The organism is Curtobacterium sp. ODYSSEY 48 V2 (genome assembly GCF_023712625.1).
Taxonomy (GTDB): Bacteria; Actinomycetota; Actinomycetes; order Actinomycetales; family Microbacteriaceae; genus Curtobacterium.
On record NZ_JAMAXX010000006.1, the window covers coordinates 299,456 to 319,427 of the forward strand.

The 19,972-nt window shown below is 71.7% G+C and carries 19 protein-coding genes and 1 tRNA gene; 13 read left to right on the forward strand and 7 right to left on the reverse strand.

Going from position 1 to position 19,972, the window contains the following annotated elements; all coding sequences use genetic code 11:
• The first annotated feature begins 14 nt into the window (after positions 1 to 14).
• Positions 15 to 932 carry a thioredoxin domain-containing protein gene (locus M3666_RS11550; RefSeq protein ID WP_066656620.1) on the forward strand — a complete coding sequence of 306 codons (918 nt, stop codon included), beginning with the start codon at positions 15 to 17 and terminating at the stop codon, positions 930 to 932.
• A gap of 114 nt (positions 933 to 1,046) precedes the next feature.
• Here M3666_RS11550 and M3666_RS11555 read toward each other — a convergent pair whose 3' ends face one another.
• Positions 1,047 to 1,940 carry a neutral zinc metallopeptidase gene (locus M3666_RS11555; protein WP_209685426.1) on the reverse strand — a complete coding sequence of 298 codons (894 nt, stop codon included), beginning with the start codon at positions 1,938 to 1,940 and terminating at the stop codon, positions 1,047 to 1,049.
• 102 nt (positions 1,941 to 2,042) lie between these two features.
• Between M3666_RS11555 and M3666_RS11560 the strand changes: the two genes are divergently transcribed.
• Positions 2,043 to 3,185, forward strand: a complete 1,143-nt coding sequence (locus M3666_RS11560; RefSeq protein WP_209685428.1) for a glycerol dehydrogenase — start codon at positions 2,043 to 2,045, stop codon at positions 3,183 to 3,185.
• Positions 3,186 to 3,219: 34 nt separating this feature from the next.
• Positions 3,220 to 4,161, forward strand: coding sequence for a 2-deoxy-5-keto-D-gluconate 6-phosphate aldolase domain-containing protein (locus M3666_RS11565; RefSeq protein ID WP_251155273.1), 942 nt, complete (start codon positions 3,220 to 3,222; stop codon positions 4,159 to 4,161).
• Between the two features lie 45 nt (positions 4,162 to 4,206).
• Here M3666_RS11565 and M3666_RS11570 read toward each other — a convergent pair whose 3' ends face one another.
• Positions 4,207 to 5,061 carry an NAD(P)H-hydrate epimerase gene (locus M3666_RS11570; RefSeq protein ID WP_209685431.1) on the reverse strand — a complete coding sequence of 285 codons (855 nt, stop codon included), beginning with the start codon at positions 5,059 to 5,061 and terminating at the stop codon, positions 4,207 to 4,209.
• Here M3666_RS11570 and M3666_RS11575 point away from each other — a divergent pair.
• The 3 genes from M3666_RS11575 to M3666_RS11585 all read left to right on the forward strand — a co-directional run bounded on the left by M3666_RS11575 (position 5,060) and on the right by M3666_RS11585 (position 8,713).
• Positions 5,060 to 5,845, forward strand: a complete 786-nt coding sequence (locus M3666_RS11575) for an alpha/beta fold hydrolase (protein ID WP_251155274.1) — start codon at positions 5,060 to 5,062, stop codon at positions 5,843 to 5,845. The two genes, M3666_RS11570 and M3666_RS11575, sit on opposite strands and share 2 nt — an antisense overlap.
• A gap of 74 nt (positions 5,846 to 5,919) precedes the next feature.
• On the forward strand, positions 5,920 to 6,951 hold the full coding sequence (locus M3666_RS11580; RefSeq protein ID WP_251155275.1) for an aldo/keto reductase: 1,032 nt from the start codon (positions 5,920 to 5,922) through the stop codon (positions 6,949 to 6,951).
• 319 nt (positions 6,952 to 7,270) lie between these two features.
• Positions 7,271 to 8,713, forward strand: coding sequence for a glycosyltransferase family 39 protein (locus M3666_RS11585; protein WP_209685434.1), 1,443 nt, complete (start codon positions 7,271 to 7,273; stop codon positions 8,711 to 8,713).
• Positions 8,714 to 8,748: 35 nt separating this feature from the next.
• On the opposite strand, the gene M3666_RS11590 is transcribed toward M3666_RS11585, so the two are convergent.
• Positions 8,749 to 8,824 (reverse strand) — tRNA-Thr (locus M3666_RS11590).
• A gap of 36 nt (positions 8,825 to 8,860) precedes the next feature.
• Positions 8,861 to 9,265 carry a peptide-methionine (R)-S-oxide reductase MsrB gene (gene msrB, locus M3666_RS11595; protein ID WP_066656573.1) on the reverse strand — a complete coding sequence of 135 codons (405 nt, stop codon included), beginning with the start codon at positions 9,263 to 9,265 and terminating at the stop codon, positions 8,861 to 8,863.
• Positions 9,266 to 9,330: 65 nt separating this feature from the next.
• Here msrB and M3666_RS11600 point away from each other — a divergent pair, with 65 nt between their 5' ends.
• The 7 genes from M3666_RS11600 (at position 9,331) to M3666_RS11630 (ending at position 15,155) form a co-directional block, all read left to right on the forward strand.
• Positions 9,331 to 9,798 carry a GNAT family N-acetyltransferase gene (locus M3666_RS11600; RefSeq protein ID WP_251155276.1) on the forward strand — a complete coding sequence of 156 codons (468 nt, stop codon included), beginning with the start codon at positions 9,331 to 9,333 and terminating at the stop codon, positions 9,796 to 9,798.
• Positions 9,795 to 10,793, forward strand: coding sequence for a DUF2332 family protein (locus tag M3666_RS11605; protein WP_209685438.1), 999 nt, complete (start codon positions 9,795 to 9,797; stop codon positions 10,791 to 10,793). Before M3666_RS11600 ends, M3666_RS11605 begins: the two co-directional genes overlap by 4 nt.
• Positions 10,794 to 10,890: 97 nt before the next feature.
• A complete protein-coding gene (locus M3666_RS11610; RefSeq protein ID WP_235426381.1) occupies positions 10,891 to 11,184 on the forward strand; it encodes a DUF3263 domain-containing protein in 294 nt (97 codons plus the stop codon).
• A complete protein-coding gene (locus M3666_RS11615) occupies positions 11,181 to 11,771 on the forward strand; it encodes a LytR C-terminal domain-containing protein (RefSeq protein WP_209685439.1) in 591 nt (196 codons plus the stop codon). Before M3666_RS11610 ends, M3666_RS11615 begins: the two co-directional genes overlap by 4 nt.
• 159 nt (positions 11,772 to 11,930) lie before the next feature.
• The gene (locus M3666_RS11620; protein WP_066656547.1) at positions 11,931 to 12,134 is read left to right on the forward strand and encodes a cold-shock protein; all 204 of its coding nucleotides are present in this window, start codon (positions 11,931 to 11,933) and stop codon (positions 12,132 to 12,134) included.
• 259 nt (positions 12,135 to 12,393) lie between these two features.
• Positions 12,394 to 14,013, forward strand: a complete 1,620-nt coding sequence (gene groL / locus M3666_RS11625) for a chaperonin GroEL (protein WP_066656544.1) — start codon at positions 12,394 to 12,396, stop codon at positions 14,011 to 14,013.
• 266 nt (positions 14,014 to 14,279) lie between these two features.
• Complete coding sequence (locus tag M3666_RS11630; RefSeq protein ID WP_209685441.1) at positions 14,280 to 15,155, forward strand: hypothetical protein; 876 nt, start codon at positions 14,280 to 14,282, stop codon at positions 15,153 to 15,155.
• 471 nt (positions 15,156 to 15,626) lie between these two features.
• Here the strand turns inward: M3666_RS11630 and M3666_RS11635 are convergent, their stop codons facing one another.
• The 3 genes from M3666_RS11635 to M3666_RS11645 all read right to left on the reverse strand — a co-directional run bounded on the left by M3666_RS11635 (position 15,627) and on the right by M3666_RS11645 (position 19,834).
• The gene (locus M3666_RS11635) at positions 15,627 to 17,327 is read right to left on the reverse strand and encodes a cell wall metabolism sensor histidine kinase WalK (RefSeq protein WP_251155277.1); all 1,701 of its coding nucleotides are present in this window, start codon (positions 17,325 to 17,327) and stop codon (positions 15,627 to 15,629) included.
• A gap of 61 nt (positions 17,328 to 17,388) precedes the next feature.
• On the reverse strand, positions 17,389 to 18,084 hold the full coding sequence (locus M3666_RS11640) for a response regulator transcription factor (protein WP_056120555.1): 696 nt from the start codon (positions 18,082 to 18,084) through the stop codon (positions 17,389 to 17,391).
• A 55-nt stretch (positions 18,085 to 18,139) separates the two neighbouring features.
• Positions 18,140 to 19,834, reverse strand: a complete 1,695-nt coding sequence (locus tag M3666_RS11645; protein ID WP_066656535.1) for a DNA repair helicase XPB — start codon at positions 19,832 to 19,834, stop codon at positions 18,140 to 18,142.
• Positions 19,835 to 19,972 lie beyond the last annotated feature (138 nt).

A 19,972-nucleotide genomic window follows, 5' to 3' on the forward strand; every position in this document is an offset into this window, starting at 1 on the left:
AGGACCAACGACGCATGACCAACCGCCCCGAGGGTGACGCACGCGCCGCGCGCAACGAACGACGAGAGGCCGCACGGCAGCGGGCCCAGCGAGCACGGACCCAGCAGAAGCGCCGGCAGCGCGGCACACGCCTGGGACTGCAGATCGGGCTCGGGGTCGTGCTCCTCGCCGCGGTGGCGGTCGTCACGCTGGTGCTGGTCGACTCGGTGAAGCCCGCCGGCCCCGGACCGTCCACGATGTCGCAGGGCGGCATCACCATCGGCGAGGGCCTGCGCCCGGTCGGGGCGTCCTCGTCGTCCCCGACGCCCGACGCGACCGACGCGTCCGACCCGGTGCGGATCACCATGTACGTCGACTACCTCTGCGACACCTGCGCGCAGTTCGAGGACGCCAACAGCGAGTACATCGCGAGCCTGGTCGACTCCGGCGCCGCGACGGTCGACATCCACCCGGTCGCCGTGCTGACGAACCGGTCGCAGGGCACGAAGTACTCGCTGCGCGCCGCGAACGCCGCGGCCTGCGTCGCGGACCGGTCGCCCGACCAGTTCTACGCCGTGAACCAGGCGCTCTTCGCGCGGCAGCCCGACCAGGGCACCTCCGGCCTCACCGACGCGCAGCTCGAGCGGCTCGTCACCGGGGTCGACGGCGTGCAGGACGCGGCTGCGATCCGCGACTGCATCCAGGACCAGACCTACGCCAAGTGGGTCGACGAGCGCACGGCCGACGTGACCGGCGGCGACATCCCCGGTTCGTCGCTCGACGAGTTCCCCGGGCCGCCCCTGGTGCTCGTGAACGGCAAGCAGTACGAGCTCACCGCGCCGATCACCAACGACGACTTCCGCACCTTCGTGGTGTCGGCGGCCGGGGCGTCGGACGCGACGCCGTCGCCCACCGCGACCCCGACCCCCTCCGCGAGCGCGTCCGCCGGCTGACGTCGCGACCGGTCGGCAGACCGACGGACGGGAGGCTCCCCACCGGATCGGTGGGGAGCCTCCCGTGCGTCCGGGGGCGGCTCGTGACCCGAGCGTGCGTCCGCGGCCCGCGGATCAGAGCTGGGAGCCCGGCACGCTGAACGTGTCGCAGGCGGTGGCCCCGCGCTCGTAGCCCCGCGTGAACCACGCCTGGCGCTGGGCGCTGGACCCGTGCGTGAACGAGTCGGGGTCGACGCGACCCGTGGCCCGTTCCTGGATGCTGTCGTCGCCGACGGCGCTCGCGGCGGACAGCGCGTCGGCGATCTGCGCCCGGGTGACGGGTTCGAAGAACGTCTCGCCGTTCGCGTCGCGGGTGGTCGCGGCCGAGCCCACCCAGGAGCCCGCGTAGCAGTCCGCCTGCAGTTCGACGCGGACACTCCCCGAGGACGCGCCGGTGCCGGAGCGGTCGGTGTCGGCGAAGGTGCCCTCGAGCTGCTGCACGTGGTGGCCCCACTCGTGCGCGACGACGTACATCTGGGCGAGCGGACCGCCGGACGAGCCGTACCGGGACTGCAGGTCGTCGTAGAACGCCGTGTCGAGGAATATCGAGCGGTCCGGCGGGCAGTAGAACGGGCCGGTCGCCGCCGAGGCCTGGCCGCAACCGGTGTCCGTCGACCCGTCGAAGAGCACGAAGCCCGGCGTCGTGTACGAGATCCCGAGGTCGGCGGCCTCGCTCGTCCAGTAGGCGTCGAGCGACTCGGCCGCGCCCTCCATGCGGCACTCGACCCGCTGGTTCGCGTCGCGGCCGGTGCGGCACTCCTCGGCGGGCTGCACCGTCTCGTCCTGCTGCTGGATCTGGGTGGTGCCACTACCGTCGCCGACGATGCCGCTCAGGTCGACCCCGGTGAACTGCGCGATGAGGAACACCACGATCGCCGCGACACCGACGCCGCCACCACCGATCGCCGCCGTCCGCCCGCGGCGCTTCACCTTCCCGCCGCTGAGCTGCGAGTCCTCGTTGAACGTCATGCCGCCGACCGTACCCGCAGCCGGCCCGCGTAGCGTCCGGTGCGTCGGCACCGCCGACACCTGTCGTACAACAGCACGATCCACCCGGAAGGAAGCAGCACCATGGCCACTCCGATCAGCACCGTCATGAGCCCCGCCCGCTACGTGCAGGGCAAGGACGCGATCACCCGCGTCGGGGAGTTCGTCGCGCCGATCGGGAAGCGTCCGCTGCTCGTCGCCGACGACGTGGTGTGGGGCATCGTCGAGGACGCCGTCCGCACGAGCTTCGACGCCGCCGGGCTGCCGGTCGAGCGGGTCGGCTTCGGACGCTTCGCCACCCCGCAGGCGATCGACGACCTCACCGCGAAGATCCGCGAGACGGACTCCGACGTGGTCGTCGGCCTCGGCGGCGGGTCCGCGATCGACGCCGCGAAGGCCTCCGGGCACCTCGCCGGGATCCGCTGGGCGAGCGTGCCGACCGCCGCCAGCACCGACGCCCCGACCTCCGCGCTCGCGGTCGTCTACTCGGAGGAGGGGGAGTTCGTCGAGTACCGCTTCTTCCCGCACAACCCGGACCTCGTGCTCATCGACACGAAGCTCGTCGCGAACGCCCCCGTGCAGTTCCTCGTCGCGGGCATCGGCGACGCCCTCGCGACCTGGGTCGAGGCCCGTGCCGCGAAGCGCGCGAACGCCGACACCATGGCCGGCGGGCTGCAGACCGAGACCGGTGTCGCGCTCGCGGAGCTGTCGTGGGAGCTCCTGCACGACAACGCGCTCCAGGCGATCGAGTCCGTGAAGGCGAAGGTCGTCACGCCCGCGCTCGAGAAGGTCGTAGAGGCGAACACCCTGCTCTCCGGGCTCGGCTTCGAGTCCGGTGGCCTCGCCGCGGCGCACGCGATCCACAACGGCCTGACCGCGGCCCCGCAGGCGCACGGCCTCGCGCACGGGCAGAAGGTCAACGTCGGGACGATCGCGCAGCTCGTGCTCGAGGGGGCGCCCGCCGACGAGATCGAGGACTTCGTCGTCTTCACGACGAGGGTCGGACTGCCGAACACCCTGACCGAGATCGGGCTGACCGTCGACGACCGGGACGTGCTCCGGGCCGTCGCCGAGGCCGCCACCGTGGAGAGCGAGACGATCCACAACATGCCGTTCCCCGTGACCGCCGAGGCCGTGGTCGACGCGCTCGTGGCGATCGAGGGCATCTCGCGCAGCATCCGTGCCGCCCACGGACTGCCGGAGCCGGAACTGTACCGCGCCCACTGAGCGTGGCCGGAGGGGGTGCGAGCAGCATGGCGGCATGGCCGACCTCGATGAACAGCACCCCCTCTTCCTCCTCGCGATGGACCAGCGGTCCTCGCTCCTGGAGCACACCTACGGCGACGAGTCCGGCGAGCCCGCGGACGAGGCCGACGCCCAGCGCGTCCGTGCCGGCAAGCAGCTCGTGTACCGCGGTGTGCTCACCGCGCTCGCCGCAGGGGCCTCCCGTGCACGCACCGGCGTGCTCGTCGACGAGCGCTACGGCGACGACGTCGCCCGGCTCGTCCGCGAGGCCGGGCTGCAGCTCGCGATGCCGATCGAGCGGTCCGGCCGCGACTGGTTCGAGCTCGAATACGGCGACGACTGGCTCGCGCACGTGGACTCGTTCGACCCCGACTTCGTGAAGGTCCTGGTCCGCGACAACCCCGCGTTCGACGCCGGTGACCGGCAGGCGCAGGCCGAGCGGCTCGCCGAGGTCTCCCGCGCCCTGCACGACGCCGACCGCGCGTTCCTGGTCGAGCTCCTCGTCCCGGGCACCGACGACCAGCAGGCGCAGGCGGACGACTACGACCGCGACGTCCGCCCGGGACTCGTCGTCGAGACCATCGGGTACCTGCAGGAGCACGGGGTCGAGCCGGACGTGTGGAAGCTCGAGGGCCTCGACCGCACCGAGGACGCCGAGCGCGTCGTCGCCGCCGTGCGCGCCGGAGGTCGGGACCACGTGCAGTGCATCGTGCTGGGCCGCGACGCCCCCGAGGACCAGCTCGACCGGTGGCTGCGCGTCGCAGCGCCCGTCGACGGCTTCGTCGGCTTCGCCATCGGGCGGAGCAACTGGGAGGACGCGCTCGACGACGTCGTGCAGCAGGGGCTCGACCACGAGGCGGCCGAGCAGGTGATCGCCGCCAACTACCGGCACTTCGTCGACACGTGGCTCGAGGCGCGTCCCGATGTCGTCGACGGGGTGGACGCCGGCGCGGCCTGATCCCGTTCCCGCCGACGCCGGGTCGGTGTCGGGCGCGGACCGGCGTCAGGTGCGGACGAGCGGCTCCATCGTCGCCAGGTCCGCTCCGATGCCGACGTCGACGAGCTCGATCCGCCCGGCGAGCGTCGCCCCGGGGCCGGTGAGCAGGCCCGCCTTGACCCCGCCGAAGGTCACGGTGACGTCGGCGTGGAGCACGTGGTCGTCGGCCACCGCGCCGGTGTCGACGTCGATGCCGCTCGGCACGTCGACGGCGACGACGAAGGGGGCGCGCTGGTCGCGGGCGAGCTCGCGGATCGCGTCGACGACCTGCCGAGCGGGGGAGCGCAAGGGGGTGCCGCCGCCGGCACCGATGCCGAGGATGCCGTCGAGCACGAGGTCGGCTCCCGCGGCGGCCTCGGCGGCGACCGCCGCCAGGCGCTCGGCGTCCGGGGTCGCGGCGGCCCGCAGGACGTCGGCCGCACCGGCGTCGTCAGGGTCCGTCGGGCCGTCCGGGGCCCACGCCGCCGGTTCCGGAGCGACGCGCCAGCGGCGGTCCGGCCGTGCCGGTGGGGCGAGGCGCGACCCGGCGTCCAGCGCCGCTGCCAGGCCCGCCTCGTGGACACGTGCGCCGACGCGCAGCACCGTCACGTGCCTCCCGTCCGACGCCAGGTGCGCGCCCGCGAACAGGGCGTCACCGCCGTTGTCGCCGCTGCCCACCAGCAGCAGGACCGACCCCGGGCCGTCCTGCGGGCGGACCGCCGGGTCGTCGAGCAGCTCGCCGACGATGCGGGCCAGCCCCGCCGCCGCGCGCTGCATGAGGGGTTCGCCCGCCTCGAGGTGCGGCCGCTCCGCCGCCCGGACCTGATCGCCGCCGTAGCCGTCCATGGCCACCACCATGCCCCGGTAGCCTGGTCGCGCCATGTCACTCGTCCCCGAAGCGCCCCGTCCCCGTGCCGTGATGTCCCCGGACGGCCTGAAGCTCGCGACGTACGACTTCGGCGAGCCGGACGCCCCCGTCGTGGTGGCCGTGCACGGCTTCGCCTCCGGCGCCGTCCTGAACTGGCACGCCTCGGGGTGGACCCGTGACCTCGTCCGAGCGGGGTACCGCGTCGTCGCGCTCGACCAGCGCGGGCACGGTGGTTCGTCGAAGCCGCACGACCCGTCCGCGTACTCGATGGACCTGCTCGTCGCCGACGTCACCACGGTCGTCGACACCTACCTGCTCGACGACGTCGCGTTCCTCGGGTACTCGCTCGGCGCCCGTGTCGGCTGGCACACCGCCGAGCAGATCCCGGACCGGATCTCGCGGGCCGTCCTCGGCGGGATCCCGGACGCCGACCCGATGCGCCGCGTGGCGGTCGACCAGGCGAAGGCGTACATCGCCGACGGCACCCCGGTCGAGGACCGGGTGACGAACGGGTACCTGCAGATGGCGGCGAACGTCGAGGGGAACGACCTCCGCGCGCTCGTCGCGATGGTCGAGGGGATGCGGAACAGCGTCGAGCCGACGCCGGAGAACGCCCCCGCGCAGCCGATCCTGATGGCGGCGGGCAGCGAGGACGGGATCCGGGACAGCGCCGTGCGGTTGGCCGAGGCGGCGCCGGACGCGTCGTTCTTCGAGATCCCGCGTCGGAACCACTTCAACGCCCCCACGTCGCGCGACTTCCGTGAGCGTGCGATCGCCTTCCTGTCCGAGGGACGCTGAGGGGGCGGTGGGCACCCCTGACGGGTACTGGCAGGTCCCCGCTGGCGGAGGAGACCGGGCGTAGCGTCCCGGCCATGGACTACAGACTCCTCGGCAACAGCGGGACATCGGTGTCGACGCTGACCCTCGGCACCATGACGTTCGGCAGTGAGGCCGACGAACCCACCTCCCACCAGATCCTCGACACGTTCGTCGCAGCGGGCGGCACGCTCGTCGACACCGCGGACGTGTACTCCGGCAACGAGTCCGAGCGCATCATCGGCCGGTGGCTCGCCGCCCACCCGACCGAGGCGCAGCAGGTCGTCCTCGCGACGAAGGGCCGGTTCCCCCAGGGTGACGGCCCGAACGACCTCGGCCTGTCCCGCCGTCACCTGCGCGTCGCGCTCGACGCCTCGCTCGAGCGGCTCGGTGTGGAGCACATCGACCTCTACCAGATGCACGCGTGGGACGCCCTGACGCCGATCGAGGAGACCCTGCGCTTCCTCGACGACGCCGTGTCCGCCGGCAAGATCGGCACCTACGGGTTCTCGAACTACCTCGGCTACCAGGTGACGAAGGCCGTGTACGAGGCGAAGGCCCACGGCTGGGCACCGCCGGTGACGCTGCAGCCGCAGTACAACCTGCTCGTGCGGGACATCGAGCACGAGGTCGTGCCCGCGTGCCTGGACGCCGGCATCGGTCTGCTCCCGTGGTCGCCCCTGGCCGGCGGCTGGCTCTCCGGGAAGTACCAGCGCGACGAGGCTCCGACGGGCTCGACACGTCTCGGCGAGAACCCGCAGCGCGGCATGGAGGCGTGGGAGGCCCGCAACGGCGACGAGCGCACGTGGAAGGTGCTCGACGCGGTCTCCGCGGTCGCCGACGCGCACGGTGCCTCGAAGTCGCAGGTCGCCCTCGCCTGGCTGCTCGCGCGGCCCGCGGTGACGAGCGTCGTCCTCGGCGCCCGGACGGTCTCGCAGCTCGAGGACAACCTCGGCGCGGCCGACCTCGTGCTCACCGACGACGAGCTGCAGGCCCTGACGGACGCGAGTGCCCCGCGGGTCGACGACTACCCCTACGGCACCGCCGGCGTCGCCCAGCGCGAGCGCCGCATCACGGGCGGACGCTGACCGCGGTCGGACACTGATCGCGGTCGGACGCGGAGCACGGCCGTGCGCGTCGGGCATCCGCCCGGCGCGCACACAGCGGGGACGCAGTCCGACCGGCCGGTTCCTGCACATCCGTGCGGGTTCGCGTGGATCGGACCGCAACCGTGGACACGTCACCGGGTGCGGTGACACCATCGAGGGACGACCGGCTGGTTACCGCGTCGAGCGCTCGGAACGCCTCCTGATCCGCGTTCCGCGCGCCGGAGGGCCCGGGACGTCCATCGTCCGGGCCCTCCGTGCTCCCGCCGGAGGGCGGCGGCTCCCGCCGTAGGATCGTCCGGTGCCCAGTCGACGCCACGCCCTCGTGCTCCAGGACCGCCGAGCGGTACGGATCGTCGCCCTCGTCCTGCTCGCACTGGCGGCCGCCTACCAGTGCTTCTGGCGGATCGCGGACGAGAACATCGGCGGCGACGAGTCCACCTACGTCCGCGCCGGCTTCGCGTACGTGCACGGCGCGTTCGACCAGAACCGCGAGCACCCGCCGACGGCGAAGTACCTGTTCGGGCTCGCGCAGCTCGTCGGGGGCGAAGGGGCCACCGCGCCCCGGGTCCTCGTGAGTGCCCTCGTCGTCCTCGGCGCCGCCGTCATGTTCGTGTGGCTCCGCGCCGAGGTCGGCTTCTGGGCGGGGTGGACCGCCGCGGCGCTCTGGACGCTGACGCCCCGGGGTGGATCCGGTGCGCGGCTCGACCGTGTCGCGCTCCTCGACCCGGTGATGGTGTTCTTCGCCCTGGCCGCGCTCTTCGCCGTGTGGACCTGGACACGGACCGGCCGGTGGTGGTGGCTCCCGCTGTCCGCGGTGCTCATGGCCGCCTCGGTGACGTCGAAGGCGTCGACGCTCGTGCTGGTGCCCGTGTTCCTGCTCGCCCCGCTGCTGTTCCGGCAGTGGCGTCGGCTCGTCGTCGGCGGCGTCGTCTGGGCCGTGGTCTTCACGGTGACGGTCGTCGCGCTGTACGCCCCGATGGGCATACGGTCGGCGGTGCTCTACATGCTGGCCTTCCAGGAGGGGCAGAACGAGAACGGCCACCTCGCCGTGATCGCCGGGCAGACCCACCAGTTCGCACCGTGGTGGGGGAACTGGTGGTTCCTGGCGCAGGGCGTCGGCCTGCCGGTGCTCGTCGTCCTGGCCGCCGGGGTGCTGCTCGCGGTCGTCGTCCGTCCGGACCGGCTGGTGGTGTTCCTCGCCGCACCGCTCCTGCTGCTCGTCGCGTTCTACACGGTGGCGGCGAAGATCGCGCTGCCGACCTACTACAGCGCGTGGACGCCCTGGATCGTCCTGCTCGCCGCGGTCGGACTCGGTCGGCTCGCGGTGCTCCGCCCCCGGCCGCTGACCGGCGCGCTCGCCGCACTCCTCGTCGTCGTCGCACTCGTCGGCAGCATCCCGACCGCGCGGGCGGTCTGGCAGACACGCCCCGAGGGGGTCGCGCGCCTCCTGCCGCTGCTGCGGAGCGAGGGCATCCGGGACGGCCGCATCTTCTTCGGCGCGATCACCCCCAGCGACTACGACCAGTACGTCGGTGCGCGCGGCGTGCGCGACGTCGACGATGCACCGTTCGAGGCGATCGTGGTGGGCCGCGACCAGCGCTTCCCGCTGCCGCAGGAGGTCACGGACCTGCTGCGCGACGAGCGGTCGTCGTTCGAGCGGGTGCGCCTGGACCGCATCGTCGTCTGGATCCCGGACGGCGAGATCGAACGGGACGCGGACGGCGAGCTCGACGTGCGGTGACGGCTCCGCCTCGGGCCGCACGAGGAGCCGTGATCTGGGGCCGGCAGCGGGACTCGAACCCGCAACCCCCGTATTACAAGTACGGTGCGCTACCAATTGCGCCATGCCGGCTGACGCGCCCATCCTACCGGCGGACGCGTCGGGGTCTCATTCGCCCTGCTCGGAGAAGTTCAGCGACAGCGAGTTCATGCAGTAGCGGTCACCCGTCGGGGTGCCGAAGCCGTCGGGGAACACGTGCCCGAGGTGCGAGCCGCAGTTCGCGCAGCGGACCTCGGTGCGGACCATGCCGAGGGACTTGTCCTCGATGAGCTGGACCGCCTCGGGGCGGACCGACTCGTAGAACGACGGCCAGCCGCAACCGGAGTCGAACTTCGTGCCGCTCTGGAACAGCTCCGCGCCGCACGCCGCACAGGTGTACGTGCCGGCGCGCTCCTCGTCGAGCAGCTCACCCGTCCACGGGCGCTCGGTCCCGGCCTGCCGGAGCACGGCGTACTGGTCCGGGGAGAGCTCCTCGCGCCACTGGGCGTCCGACTTGTCGACGTTGTACGCCATTGCTTCCTCCTGCTTCCGGTCGGGGCTCGATGGTGATGCCCGACCCCTTCAGTAAACTCGCGACGATGTCCGAGCATTCCGTCCGCCACGCCCGCTGGACCCGCCTGACGACGGACGAACTGTACGGCATCGTGCGGCTGCGGAACCGCGTCTTCGCCCTCGAGCAGCGGGTCACCGCCGACGACTTCGACGGCCGTGACCGCGAGCCCGACACCGAGCACTGGTGGTTCGGAGCCGACGACGATCCGGTCGGGTACCTCCGCCTCGTCCGGCCCGCCCCGGACGAGGACCACCCCGCTGCCAGCGAGCCGCCGGCCTGGGTGATCGGCCGGGTCGCCACCCACCCCGACCACCGGGGGCAGGGGATCGCCGGACGGCTGGTCGCGGGGGTGCTCGAGGCGCACGGTCACGAGCCGTTCGTCCTGCACGCCCAGGAGTACGTCGCGAGCCTCTACGAACGCCACGGCTTCGTCCGGTTCGGTGTGCCCTACGACGAGGCCGGCATCCGTCACGTCGGCATGCACCGCCCGTGACCGGCACGCGCGAGCGGTACGCCACCTACGCGGCGCGCATCGCTCCGGCCTCGCCGTCGTACGCGGCCTGGGCACGCTCGGTCGACGACGACCTGGTCGCGCTCCTCGACGCGGTCCCCGAGCAGCAGCGGCAACCGGAGCTGGTCTTCGCCGTCGCACGTCGGCTGGGTGCCGACCCGTCGGACCCCGGAGCGCTCCGTGCGCTCGGCCGGGAGGCCCGTGCCGCGTTCGTCACGGCGCTCGCCGCCGCCACTGTGCAGGCCAACGACCCGCGGCGGCTCGGTCCCGTCGTCCCGCTGTTCGCGGCGCTCGCCGCGGCGGACCCGCGGCCGCTCGGCCTCGTCGACGCCGGGGCCGCCGCCGGGCTCTGCTCGATCCCGGACCGGGTGACGCTCGACCACCGGACCGGGGACGGCACGGTCCGGGTGCACACCGCCGTCGCCGAGCCGTCGGTGCACCTGACGGTCGACGCCAGCGGCGCGGTCCCCGAGCCGGCCGGCACCCCGATCCGGATCGGCGCGCGGGTCGCCCTCGACCCGAACCCGATCGACCTCGCCGAGCCCGGTGCGTTCGACCGGCTGGTCGAGGCCGTCCCGCCCGAGGCGACGGACCGCACCGCCCTGATGCGCGAGGCGGCGCGCGCGACGCTCGCCGTGCCTCCCGTCCGGATCCGTGGCACGCTGCCCGGCGACCTCGACCGTGCACTGGACGCGTTGCCGGACGGCGTCCGTCCCGTGGTGCTCACCACCGGGACCCTCGTCTACGTGCCGGGCGCCGACCGCCAGCGCGTGGTCGACCGGCTGGCGGAGCGTGGCGTGCACTGGGTCGCGGTCGAACGGACGGGCATCCTGCGCGGGGTGGCCGCGACGCTGCCCGACGACGTCGACCCGGCGGACCCGGACGCCTTCGCCACGGTGTCGCTCGACGGTGTGGCGACGGCGGTCTGCGACCCGTTCGGCGTCCGGGTGCGGTGGTTCCGGCGGCCCGCAGCCTGAACCGGGCTTCGCGACAGTCCAGCCGCGTGCCAGGGTCGGACCGCCGGGCACCCCTACGATGTGCGAGACCCGTGACCGAACCGTGACCGGAAGTGCCGTGACCGCCCTCCCCACCGACGAGCTCAGCGAGCTCGACCAGCGCGTGCTCGCGTTCGAGCACGACCGGGCGCGGCACGACCGCACGAAGGAGGCGGAGATCCGGGTCGAGTTCGACATGTCGCCGGCGCGCTACTACCAGGTGCTCAACCGCGTGATCGACCTGCCCGCCGCGCTCGCGCTCGACCCCCAGCTGGTCGGTCGGCTGCAGCGGCTCCGGCACGCACGCACCCGAGCACGAGCGGCGCGCGCGTTCGTCGCCCCCGCGCCCGATCCCCGTGAAGAGGAACGATGACCGAGAGATTCCCGCGAGACCGGTTCGACGACGTTACCGACGGCCCCCGGGTCGGAGCGCACCGCGGTGCCCGTCGTCGTGGACGCGGGTGGATCGCGTTCGCCTGGGGCGCCCTCGCGACCGGTGTGCTCGTGCTCGTCGGTGTCCTCGTGCTCGCGCTGCTGAACGGTAGCTACTCGTTCCCGGGGTCGACCTCGTCGCCGCGCCCCTCGTCGAGCTCCTCGGCGTCGGCCGCGCCGTCGGAGACGCCCTCGGAGTCGCCGTCGGCGCCCGCGTCCGAGGAGCCGAGCGCTGCGGAGCCCTCGGCGCAGGGCTCGACGAGCGTCGTCGTGCTGAACGGCACGACGACGACCGGTCTGGCCGCCCGCGCCAGCAGCGCACTGACCACAGCGGGCTGGCAGGTCGCCTCGACGGGTGACGCCGGGACGACGGGGACGACGACCTCGGTCGTGTACTACCAGCAGCCCGAGCAGCAGGCCGTGGCACAGGGTGTGGCGAAGGCGCTCGGCATCGCGACGGTGGAGCAGTCGGCGGCGTTCCCGAACGCCGACGTCAGCGTCGTGCTCGGCGCCGACTACGGCGGCTGACGCGCGCTGTGTGACGGAGGTGTTTCGGGCACGTTGATTTCTGACGCGATCGGCGTGCAAGAACGTCACACCTCTTGCCTTGCCGCCGTTGTTGCACGAGAGTCATCGCCAGACGGCGATGGCGTCGTCCGCAACTGCAGCACCAGGGAGCAAGAGATCATGGCCAACGGAACCGTGAAGTGGTTCAACGCCGAGAAGGGCTTCGGCTTCATCACCGTGGATGGAGGGGGCCAGGACGTGTTCGTGCACTACTCGGCGATCGACATGTCGGGGTACAAGGTCCTCGAGGAGGGCCAGGCGGTGACGTTCGACGTCGGCACCGGGTCGAAGGGCCCACAGGCAGAGGCGGTCCGTCCCGCCTGAGCCCAGGACCACTCGACGAACGCGCCGTCCCCTCGGGGGCGGCGCGTTCGTCGTGCACGGCGCTCCGCCCGCCGAGCAGCCACCACCCGGGCCTGAGCGTGCCGGGTCCCGGCCGCAACGTGTCCTGGGAAGTCGAGCCGCGCCTCCCGACTGTGTTGCACTCACACCCGGCGAGTGCCAGAATCGGCGTTGGCACTCGCTTGCGCTGAGTGCCAGCACGACCCCCACGCACGACGTCCGGGAGGGACGAGAAACTCACATGGCTAAGATCATTGCTTTCGACGAGGAGGCCCGTCGTGGCCTCGAGCGCGGCCTGAACACCCTGGCCGACGCCGTGAAGGTGACGCTCGGCCCGCGCGGCCGCAACGTCGTCCTCGAGAAGAAGTGGGGCGCCCCCACGATCACGAACGACGGTGTCTCCATCGCCAAGGAGATCGAGCTCGACGACCCGTACGAGAAGATCGGCGCGGAGCTCGTCAAGGAGGTCGCCAAGAAGACCGACGACGTCGCCGGTGACGGTACGACCACCGCGACCGTGCTCGCCCAGGCGCTCGTCCGCGAGGGCCTCCGCAACGTCGCGGCCGGTGCCGACCCCGTGTCGCTCAAGCGCGGCATCGAGAAGGCCGTCGCCGCCGTCTCCGACCAGCTCCTCGCCAACGCGAAGGACATCGAGACCAAGGACCAGATCGCCGCGACCGCGTCGATCTCGGCCGCCGACCCCACCATCGGCGAGCTCATCGCCGAGGCGATCGACAAGGTCGGCAAGGAGGGCGTCGTCACCGTCGAGGAGTCGAACACCTTCGGCACCGAGCTCGAGCTGACCGAGGGCATGCGCTTCGACAAGGGCTACCTGTCGCAGTACTTCGTCACGGACCCGGAGCGCCAGGAGGCCGTCTTCGAGGACCCGTACATCCTCATCGTCAACTCGAAGATCTCCAACATCAAGGACCTGCTCCCGGTCGTCGACAAGGTGATCCAGGCGGGCAAGCAGCTCCTCATCATCGCCGAGGACGTCGACGGCGAAGCCCTCGCGACCCTCGTCGTGAACAAGATCCGTGGCATCTTCAAGTCCGTCGCCGTCAAGGCCCCGGGCTTCGGCGACCGTCGCAAGGCCATGCTGCAGGACATCGCGATCCTGACCGGCGGCCAGGTCATCTCGGAAGAGGTCGGCCTCAAGCTCGAGAACGCGACCCTCGACCTGCTGGGCAAGGCCCGCAAGGTGATCATCACCAAGGACGAGACCACGATCATCGAGGGTGCCGGCGACGACGAGCAGATCGCGGGCCGCGTCCGTCAGATCCGCTCCGAGATCGAGGCGACCGACTCCGACTACGACCGCGAGAAGCTCCAGGAGCGCCTCGCGAAGCTCGCCGGTGGCGTGGCCGTCATCAAGGCGGGTGCCGCGACCGAGGTCGAGCTCAAGGAGCGCAAGCACCGCATCGAGGACGCCGTCCGCAACGCGAAGGCCGCCGTCGAGGAGGGCATCGTCGCCGGTGGTGGCGTCGCGCTCATCCAGGCGTCCGTCGCGCTCGACACGCTCTCGCTCGAGGGTGACGAGGCGACCGGTGCGAACATCGTCCGCGTCGCCATCGACGCGCCGCTCAAGCAGATCGCGCTGAACGCCGGTCTCGAGCCGGGCGTCGTCGCCGCCAAGGTCCGCGAGCTCGAGTCGGGTCACGGCCTCAACGCCGCGACCGGCGAGTACGTCGACCTCGTCGCCGCGGGCATCATCGACCCGGCCAAGGTCACGCGCTCGGCGCTGCAGAACGCCGCGTCGATCGCCGGTCTGTTCCTCACGACCGAGGCCGTCGTCGCCGACAAGCCGGAGAAGAACCCGGCCATGCCGGCCGGCGACCCCACGGGTGGCATGGACTTCTAGTCCCGGTAGCCGGAAGGGCCCCGCACGCAGCGCGTGCGGGGCCCTTCCGCGTGCGGGCGCCGCGGCCCTGGCTCGGTTTCGGTCGCAAGACTTGCCGCTCAGGTTCGGCTGCGACGGCAGGTCGTGCGCCCGCAACGACCGCGCGCGGCATGCCGTGCTACCAGGACGCAGGTGCTTCTCCCGCACGGGAGGCTCGGCTGCGGTCGTTCTCCACAGGTGCGCCCGCCTCTGGCTCGGGTGGTGCCGTGCGCCTCCAGGCTACGAGCATGACCACTCCGCGCGCACTGCCCAACGGCCTCGCGGAACGGGCCTTCACCGTCGCACGAGCTCGTCGGTACGGCGAGGGTACGAGCCGCATGCGCCGCGCTGATCTCCGGCGTCCCGTCCACGGCGTCCGCGTGCCTCGTGACCGCGACGCGAGCCTGGTCGACTGCATCGCCCTGGTGCTCCGCCCCGACCAGCGGTTCAGCCACACGACCGCAGTCAGGGTGTGGGGAGCGCCGGTGCCGAGGGAACACCGCGAAGGGTCGCGGGTACACGTGGCGACCATCGGCGGAGGGAGCCTCATGCGGCGTCCGGGTGTCACGGCCCATCGTGTGGCCGACGACGACACCGTCGAGCAGGACGGCCTCCCGGTCAGCACGCCGGCCCGCGCCTGGGCCGAGTGCGCGACCCTCTTCGACTTCCGAGCGCTCGTCGTCCTCGGCGACCACCTCGTCGGACGGGCGAGACTCGCCACGATCGAGGATCTCGCGCGTGCGCTCCGTCCCCGCGGGCACGGGGTCGTTCTCGCGCGGGCTGCACTCGAGGCCGTGCGTCCGGGGAGCGAGTCACCCATGGAGACGCTGATCCGCCTCGACGTCGTTGATGCAGGCTTCCCGGAGCCCGAGCTCAACCACGAGGTGTTCGATGAGCGCGGTACGTTCCTCGGACGGGTGGACATGTGCTGGCCACAGCTCCGTATCGCGCTCGAGTACGACGGCGACCATCACCGCGAGCGCGACGTCTTCCGACACGATCAACGCCGAGGGAACGGGTTCGCTGTCAACGGGTGGATCGTGGTGCACGCGACGGCTGCCGACGCGGCTCGACCTGCGGTGCTGTTCGAGCGACTCCGTCAAGCGTTCGCCGCCCGTTCCTGAGCCGGTCCGGCAGCTCTGATGTCGCTCGCTCCCACAGGTCCGCGCCGTGCTCCGGTCGCACGACATGCCGCGTCGGCCGGAGTTGAGCGGCAAGCCGTGCGACCGCGAGCGCGACGTCTTCCGACACGATCAGCGCCGAGGCAACGGGTTCGCTGTCAACGGGTGGATCGTGGTGCACGCGACGGCTGCCGACGCGGCTCGACCTGCGGTGCTGTTCGAGCGACTCCGTCAAGCGTTCGCCGCCCGTTCCTGAGCCGGTCCGGCAGCTCTGATGTCGCTCGCTCCCACAGGTCCGCGCCGTGCTCCGGTCGCACGACCTGCCGCCTGCGACCGTTCGAGTCGCACGACCTGCCGCCTGCGACCGTTCGAGTCGCACGACATGCCGCGTCGGCCGGAGTTGAGCGGCAAGCCGTGCGACCAGAACGGGGACGGACGGCGGGCCGCCGGGCGGCGACGGCCGGGGCCGGCGCGTCAGGCGGCCGGGGACTTCGGGGTGGGGGTGTAGTCGCGGGGGAGCAGGGGGAGCCAGACGCGGAAGGTCGCGCCGCCGCCCTCGGTGTCGAACACCTCGACGGAGCCGTTGTGCGCGTGCACGATGCCCGACACGATCGCGAGACCGAGGCCCGAGCCGCCGGTGTCCCGCGCGCGCGAGGTGTCCGCCCGCCAGAAGCGCTGGAAGATCTTCTCGCGCAGCTGCGGCGGGATGCCCTCGCCGTGGTCGATGACGTCGATGTGGGCCATGCCGAGGTCGTCGTCCACGCCGATGCCGATCTCGATCGGGTCGTCGTGCGCGGTGAAGCGCATGGCGTTGCCCATCAGGTTGGTCACGACCTGGCGGATCTTGTTCTCCTCGGCCAGGACGATCGGCGGACGGGCCGGCAGCACGACGGTCGGCAGGGGCGTGGTCTCGTCGGTCGGTACGCCGCCCTCGACGCCCATGGCCCGGTTGCGGCGGGCTCGGAGGCGCGCGATCGTCTGCCGCGAGAACGCGATCGGCCCGGTCGAGTTCGCCGACGGCGGGGAGACGGGCGTCTCGCCGGTGTCGACCTGCCCGAACGCACCCGGGCGGACGGCCTGCGGCACGCTGACGCCCGTCACGGCGTCCTCGACGAGGACCTGGATCTCGCGGTCGGGGTTCGACGCCATGGTGTCGAGTGCCGAGTCGCGCGCGATGGCGACGAGGTCGACCGGGCCGAGCTCGAGCGGCTTCGACTCGTCGATGCGGGCGAGCTGGAGCAGGTCCTGCACGAGCAGGCCCATCCGCTGCGCTTCCTTCTCGATGCGGTCCATCGCCTGGGCGACGTCCTCCTCCTTGCGGAGCGCCCCCATCCGGTAGAGCTCGGCGTAGCCGCGGAGCGACACCAGCGGCGTGCGGAGCTCGTGGGAGGCGTCACCGACGAAGCGGCGCATCTGGTCGATCGTCCGCTCGCGGTCCTCGAACGCGGAGTCGATCCGCTCGAGCATCGCGTTGAGGGAGCGGTTGAGGCGACCGACCTCGGTGTTCGGTGTGTCGGCCTCGAGTCGCTGGTTGAAGTCACCGGCGGCGAACCGGGCGGCCGTGTCCTCCACGTCGCGCAGCGGGTCGAACGTGGCCGTCACGAGGAGTCGGGTCAGCATCGCGCCGAGCAGGATCACCGAGATGCCGAAGCCCAGGAAGATGATCGTGAAGCGGCCGATGGTCTTGTCGGTGTCGGCGCTCGACACGGCGACGAGCACGTACCCGGTCTCCGAGGTACCGCTCGACTGGTTCTGCAGCGACGCCGGGATGATCTGCGCGCGCCACTCGTGGTCGTGCTGGCTGTCGTACAGCGAGAACCGCTGCGAGCTCTGCGCCGCGGCGGAGAAGTCGAGCGAGCGGATGTCCGGTCGGCTCGAGGCGCGGGTCTGGCAGATCTTGTCGCCGCGGGAGTCGTAGGCCGCGACGTAGGCGCTCGGCGACAGGACGATCGACAGCGTGCAGTACTGCTGGCCGTCGCTGATGTTCTGGCCCTCGAGCTGCTCGGACGTCTGCTTGACCGTGTTGTCGAGCTGCTGCATGAGGTACGTCGAGAGCACCGTCATGGTGCCGAGCCCGGCGACGAGCAGCCCGAGCGCGACGAGCAGCACCGTGATGCCGGTGATCTTGGTGCGGAGGGAGATCCCGTCCCACCAGTGGCTCATTCGCGTGTGCATGCTGCCCCAACGATAAGCGGCGACCGCCCGGTGAAACCGGACGGTCGCCGTGTGCCCGGCGTCAGGACGCCTTGGACGCCTTCAGCATGTAGCCGAACCCGCGCTTCGTCTGGATGATCGGCTCGGTCGAGTACTGGTCGAGCTTGCGGCGGAGGTACGAGATGTACGACTCGACGATGCCCGCGTCGCCGTTGAAGTCGTACTCCCACACGTGGTCGAGGATCTGCGCCTTCGACAGCACGCGGTTCGGGTTGAGCATCAGGTAGCGCAGGAGCTTGAACTCGGTCGGGGACAGCTCGATCTGCGCGTCGCCGATCGTGACCTCGTGCGTGTCCTGGTCCATCGTGAGCTCGCCGGCGCGGATGATCGCGTCCTCTTCGTCGTTCATGGTGCGACGGAGGATCGCCTTGATGCGCGCGACGATCTCGTCGAGCGAGAACGGCTTGGTGACGTAGTCGTCGCCCCCGACGGTGAGCCCGGTGATCTTGTCCTCGGTGTCGTCCTTCGCGGTGAGGAAGAGGATCGGCGACGTGTACCCGGACGAGCGGAGGCGCTTGGTGACGCCGAAGCCGTTCATGTCCGGGAGCATCACGTCGAGGATGATCAGGTCGGGCTCCTCCTCGAGCACGGCGGAGATCGCCTGGGCCCCGTTGCCGACCGCACGGACGGCGAACCCGGCGAAGCGCAACGAGGTCGTGAGGAGGTCGCGGATGTTCGGCTCGTCGTCGACGATCAGGATCTTGGGGCCATCGGTCATGGTCCCATCCTCTGACCGTTCCCTAGAGGTTTCCTGGGAGCGGGTCGTGTGGTGGCTACGCGGCCGCCAGCACCTGGTCGGCGTCGAGGATCGTGTACGCGTACCCCTGCTCGGCGAGGAAGCGCTGCCGGTTCTGCGCGAAGTCCTGGTCGACCGTGTCCCGCGTCACGAGCGTGTAGAACGACGCCGGCAGGCCGTCCTTGTTCGGGCGGAGCAACCGGCCGAGACGCTGCGCTTCCTCCTGTCGGGAGCCGAACGACCCGGACACCTGGATGGCCACGGTGGCGTCGGGGAGGTCCACCGAGAAGTTCGCGACCTTCGACACCACGAGCACGTCGATCGAGCCCTCGCGGAACGCCTGGAACAGCCGCTCTCGCTCGTCGACCGGTGTCGACCCGGTGATCTCGGCGGCGTCGAGTGACGCGGCGAGGTCGTCGAGCTGGTCGATGTACTGCCCGATCACCAGGATCTGCTCGCCGTGGTGCTTCTCGATGAGCTCGCGCACCACCGGGGTCTTCGCCGGCGAGGTCGCCGCCATGCGGTAGCGCTCGTCGTCACCCGACGCCGCGTACTCCAGGCGGTCCTGGTGGGGGAGGTCGATCCGCACCTCGTAGCAGGCCGCCGGGGAGATGTAGCCCTGCGCTTCGATCTCCTTCCACGGGGCGTCGTAGCGCTTCGGCCCGATGAGCGAGAACACGTCGCTCTCGCGGCCGTCCTCGCGCACCAGGGTGGCCGTGAGCCCGAGCCGCCGCCGTGCCTGCAGGTCGGCGGTGAGCTTGAACACCGGCGCGGGGAGCAGGTGGACCTCGTCGTAGACGATCAGGCCCCAGTCGAGGGCGTCGAGGAGCGACAGGTGCGTGTACTCGCCCTTCCGCCGAGCGGTCAGGATCTGGTACGTCGCGATCGTGACGGGACGGATTTCCTTCGTGGTACCGGAGTACTCGCCGATGTCCTCGGGGGACAGGGTCGTCCGGCGCAGGAGTTCGTCACGCCACTGCCGGGCGGACACGGTGTTCGTCACGAGGATGAGCGTCGTCGCCTTCACGGTCGCCATCGCCCCGGCGCCGACGAGCGTCTTGCCGGCACCACACGGCAGCACGACCACGCCGGAGCCCTGCGCGAAGAAGGTGTCGACGGCCTGCTCCTGGTACGGCCGCATGTGCCAGGACGCCGTGTCGAGGTCGATCGGGTGCGGCTGCCCCGGTGTGTAGCCCGCGAGGTCCTCCGCCGGCCACCCGAGCTTGACGAGTTCCTGCTTGACCTGCCCGCGTGCCCAGGGCTGCAGCTCGATCTCCGAGGGGGAGCGCTGGTCGCCGAGCAGGGGCTTGATGCGCTTCGACCGGGTGACCTCGGCCAGGACCGACGGGTCCTCGGCGGTGAGGAGCAGGAGCGGCTGGCGCTCGAGCTCCTCGCTCGGGGAGTTCGCGATCGCCGGGGCGTCCTCGCGCTCCTCGCGCCGGATGACGAGCCGCCCGTACCGCGAGACGGTGTCGCGGATGTCGACCGTGACGCTCTGCGGGACCGGGAACTTCGCGAACCGCTCGAGCGTGCCGATCATCGACTCGGCGTCGTGCCCGGCCGCGCGGGCGTTCCAGAGCCCGAGGCGCGTGATCCGGTAGGTGTGCACGTGCTCCGGGGCACGTTCGAGCTCGGCGAAGGCCGCGAGCTCGTGCCGGGCGTCCTCGGCCTGGGGGTGGGCGACCTCGAGGAGCACGGTGCGGTCACTCTGCACGATCAGCGGTCCGTTCATGACGGATCAGCCTAGGGCGTGTTGATCAAGAGGTTCCGCTCCTCGGTGGGTGAGTCTTGAACGGTGACGCGACAGGAGATCTCTGACGAGGTGTGGGCCGTGATGGAGCCGTTGATGCCGACGGTGACCGGTCGGTCG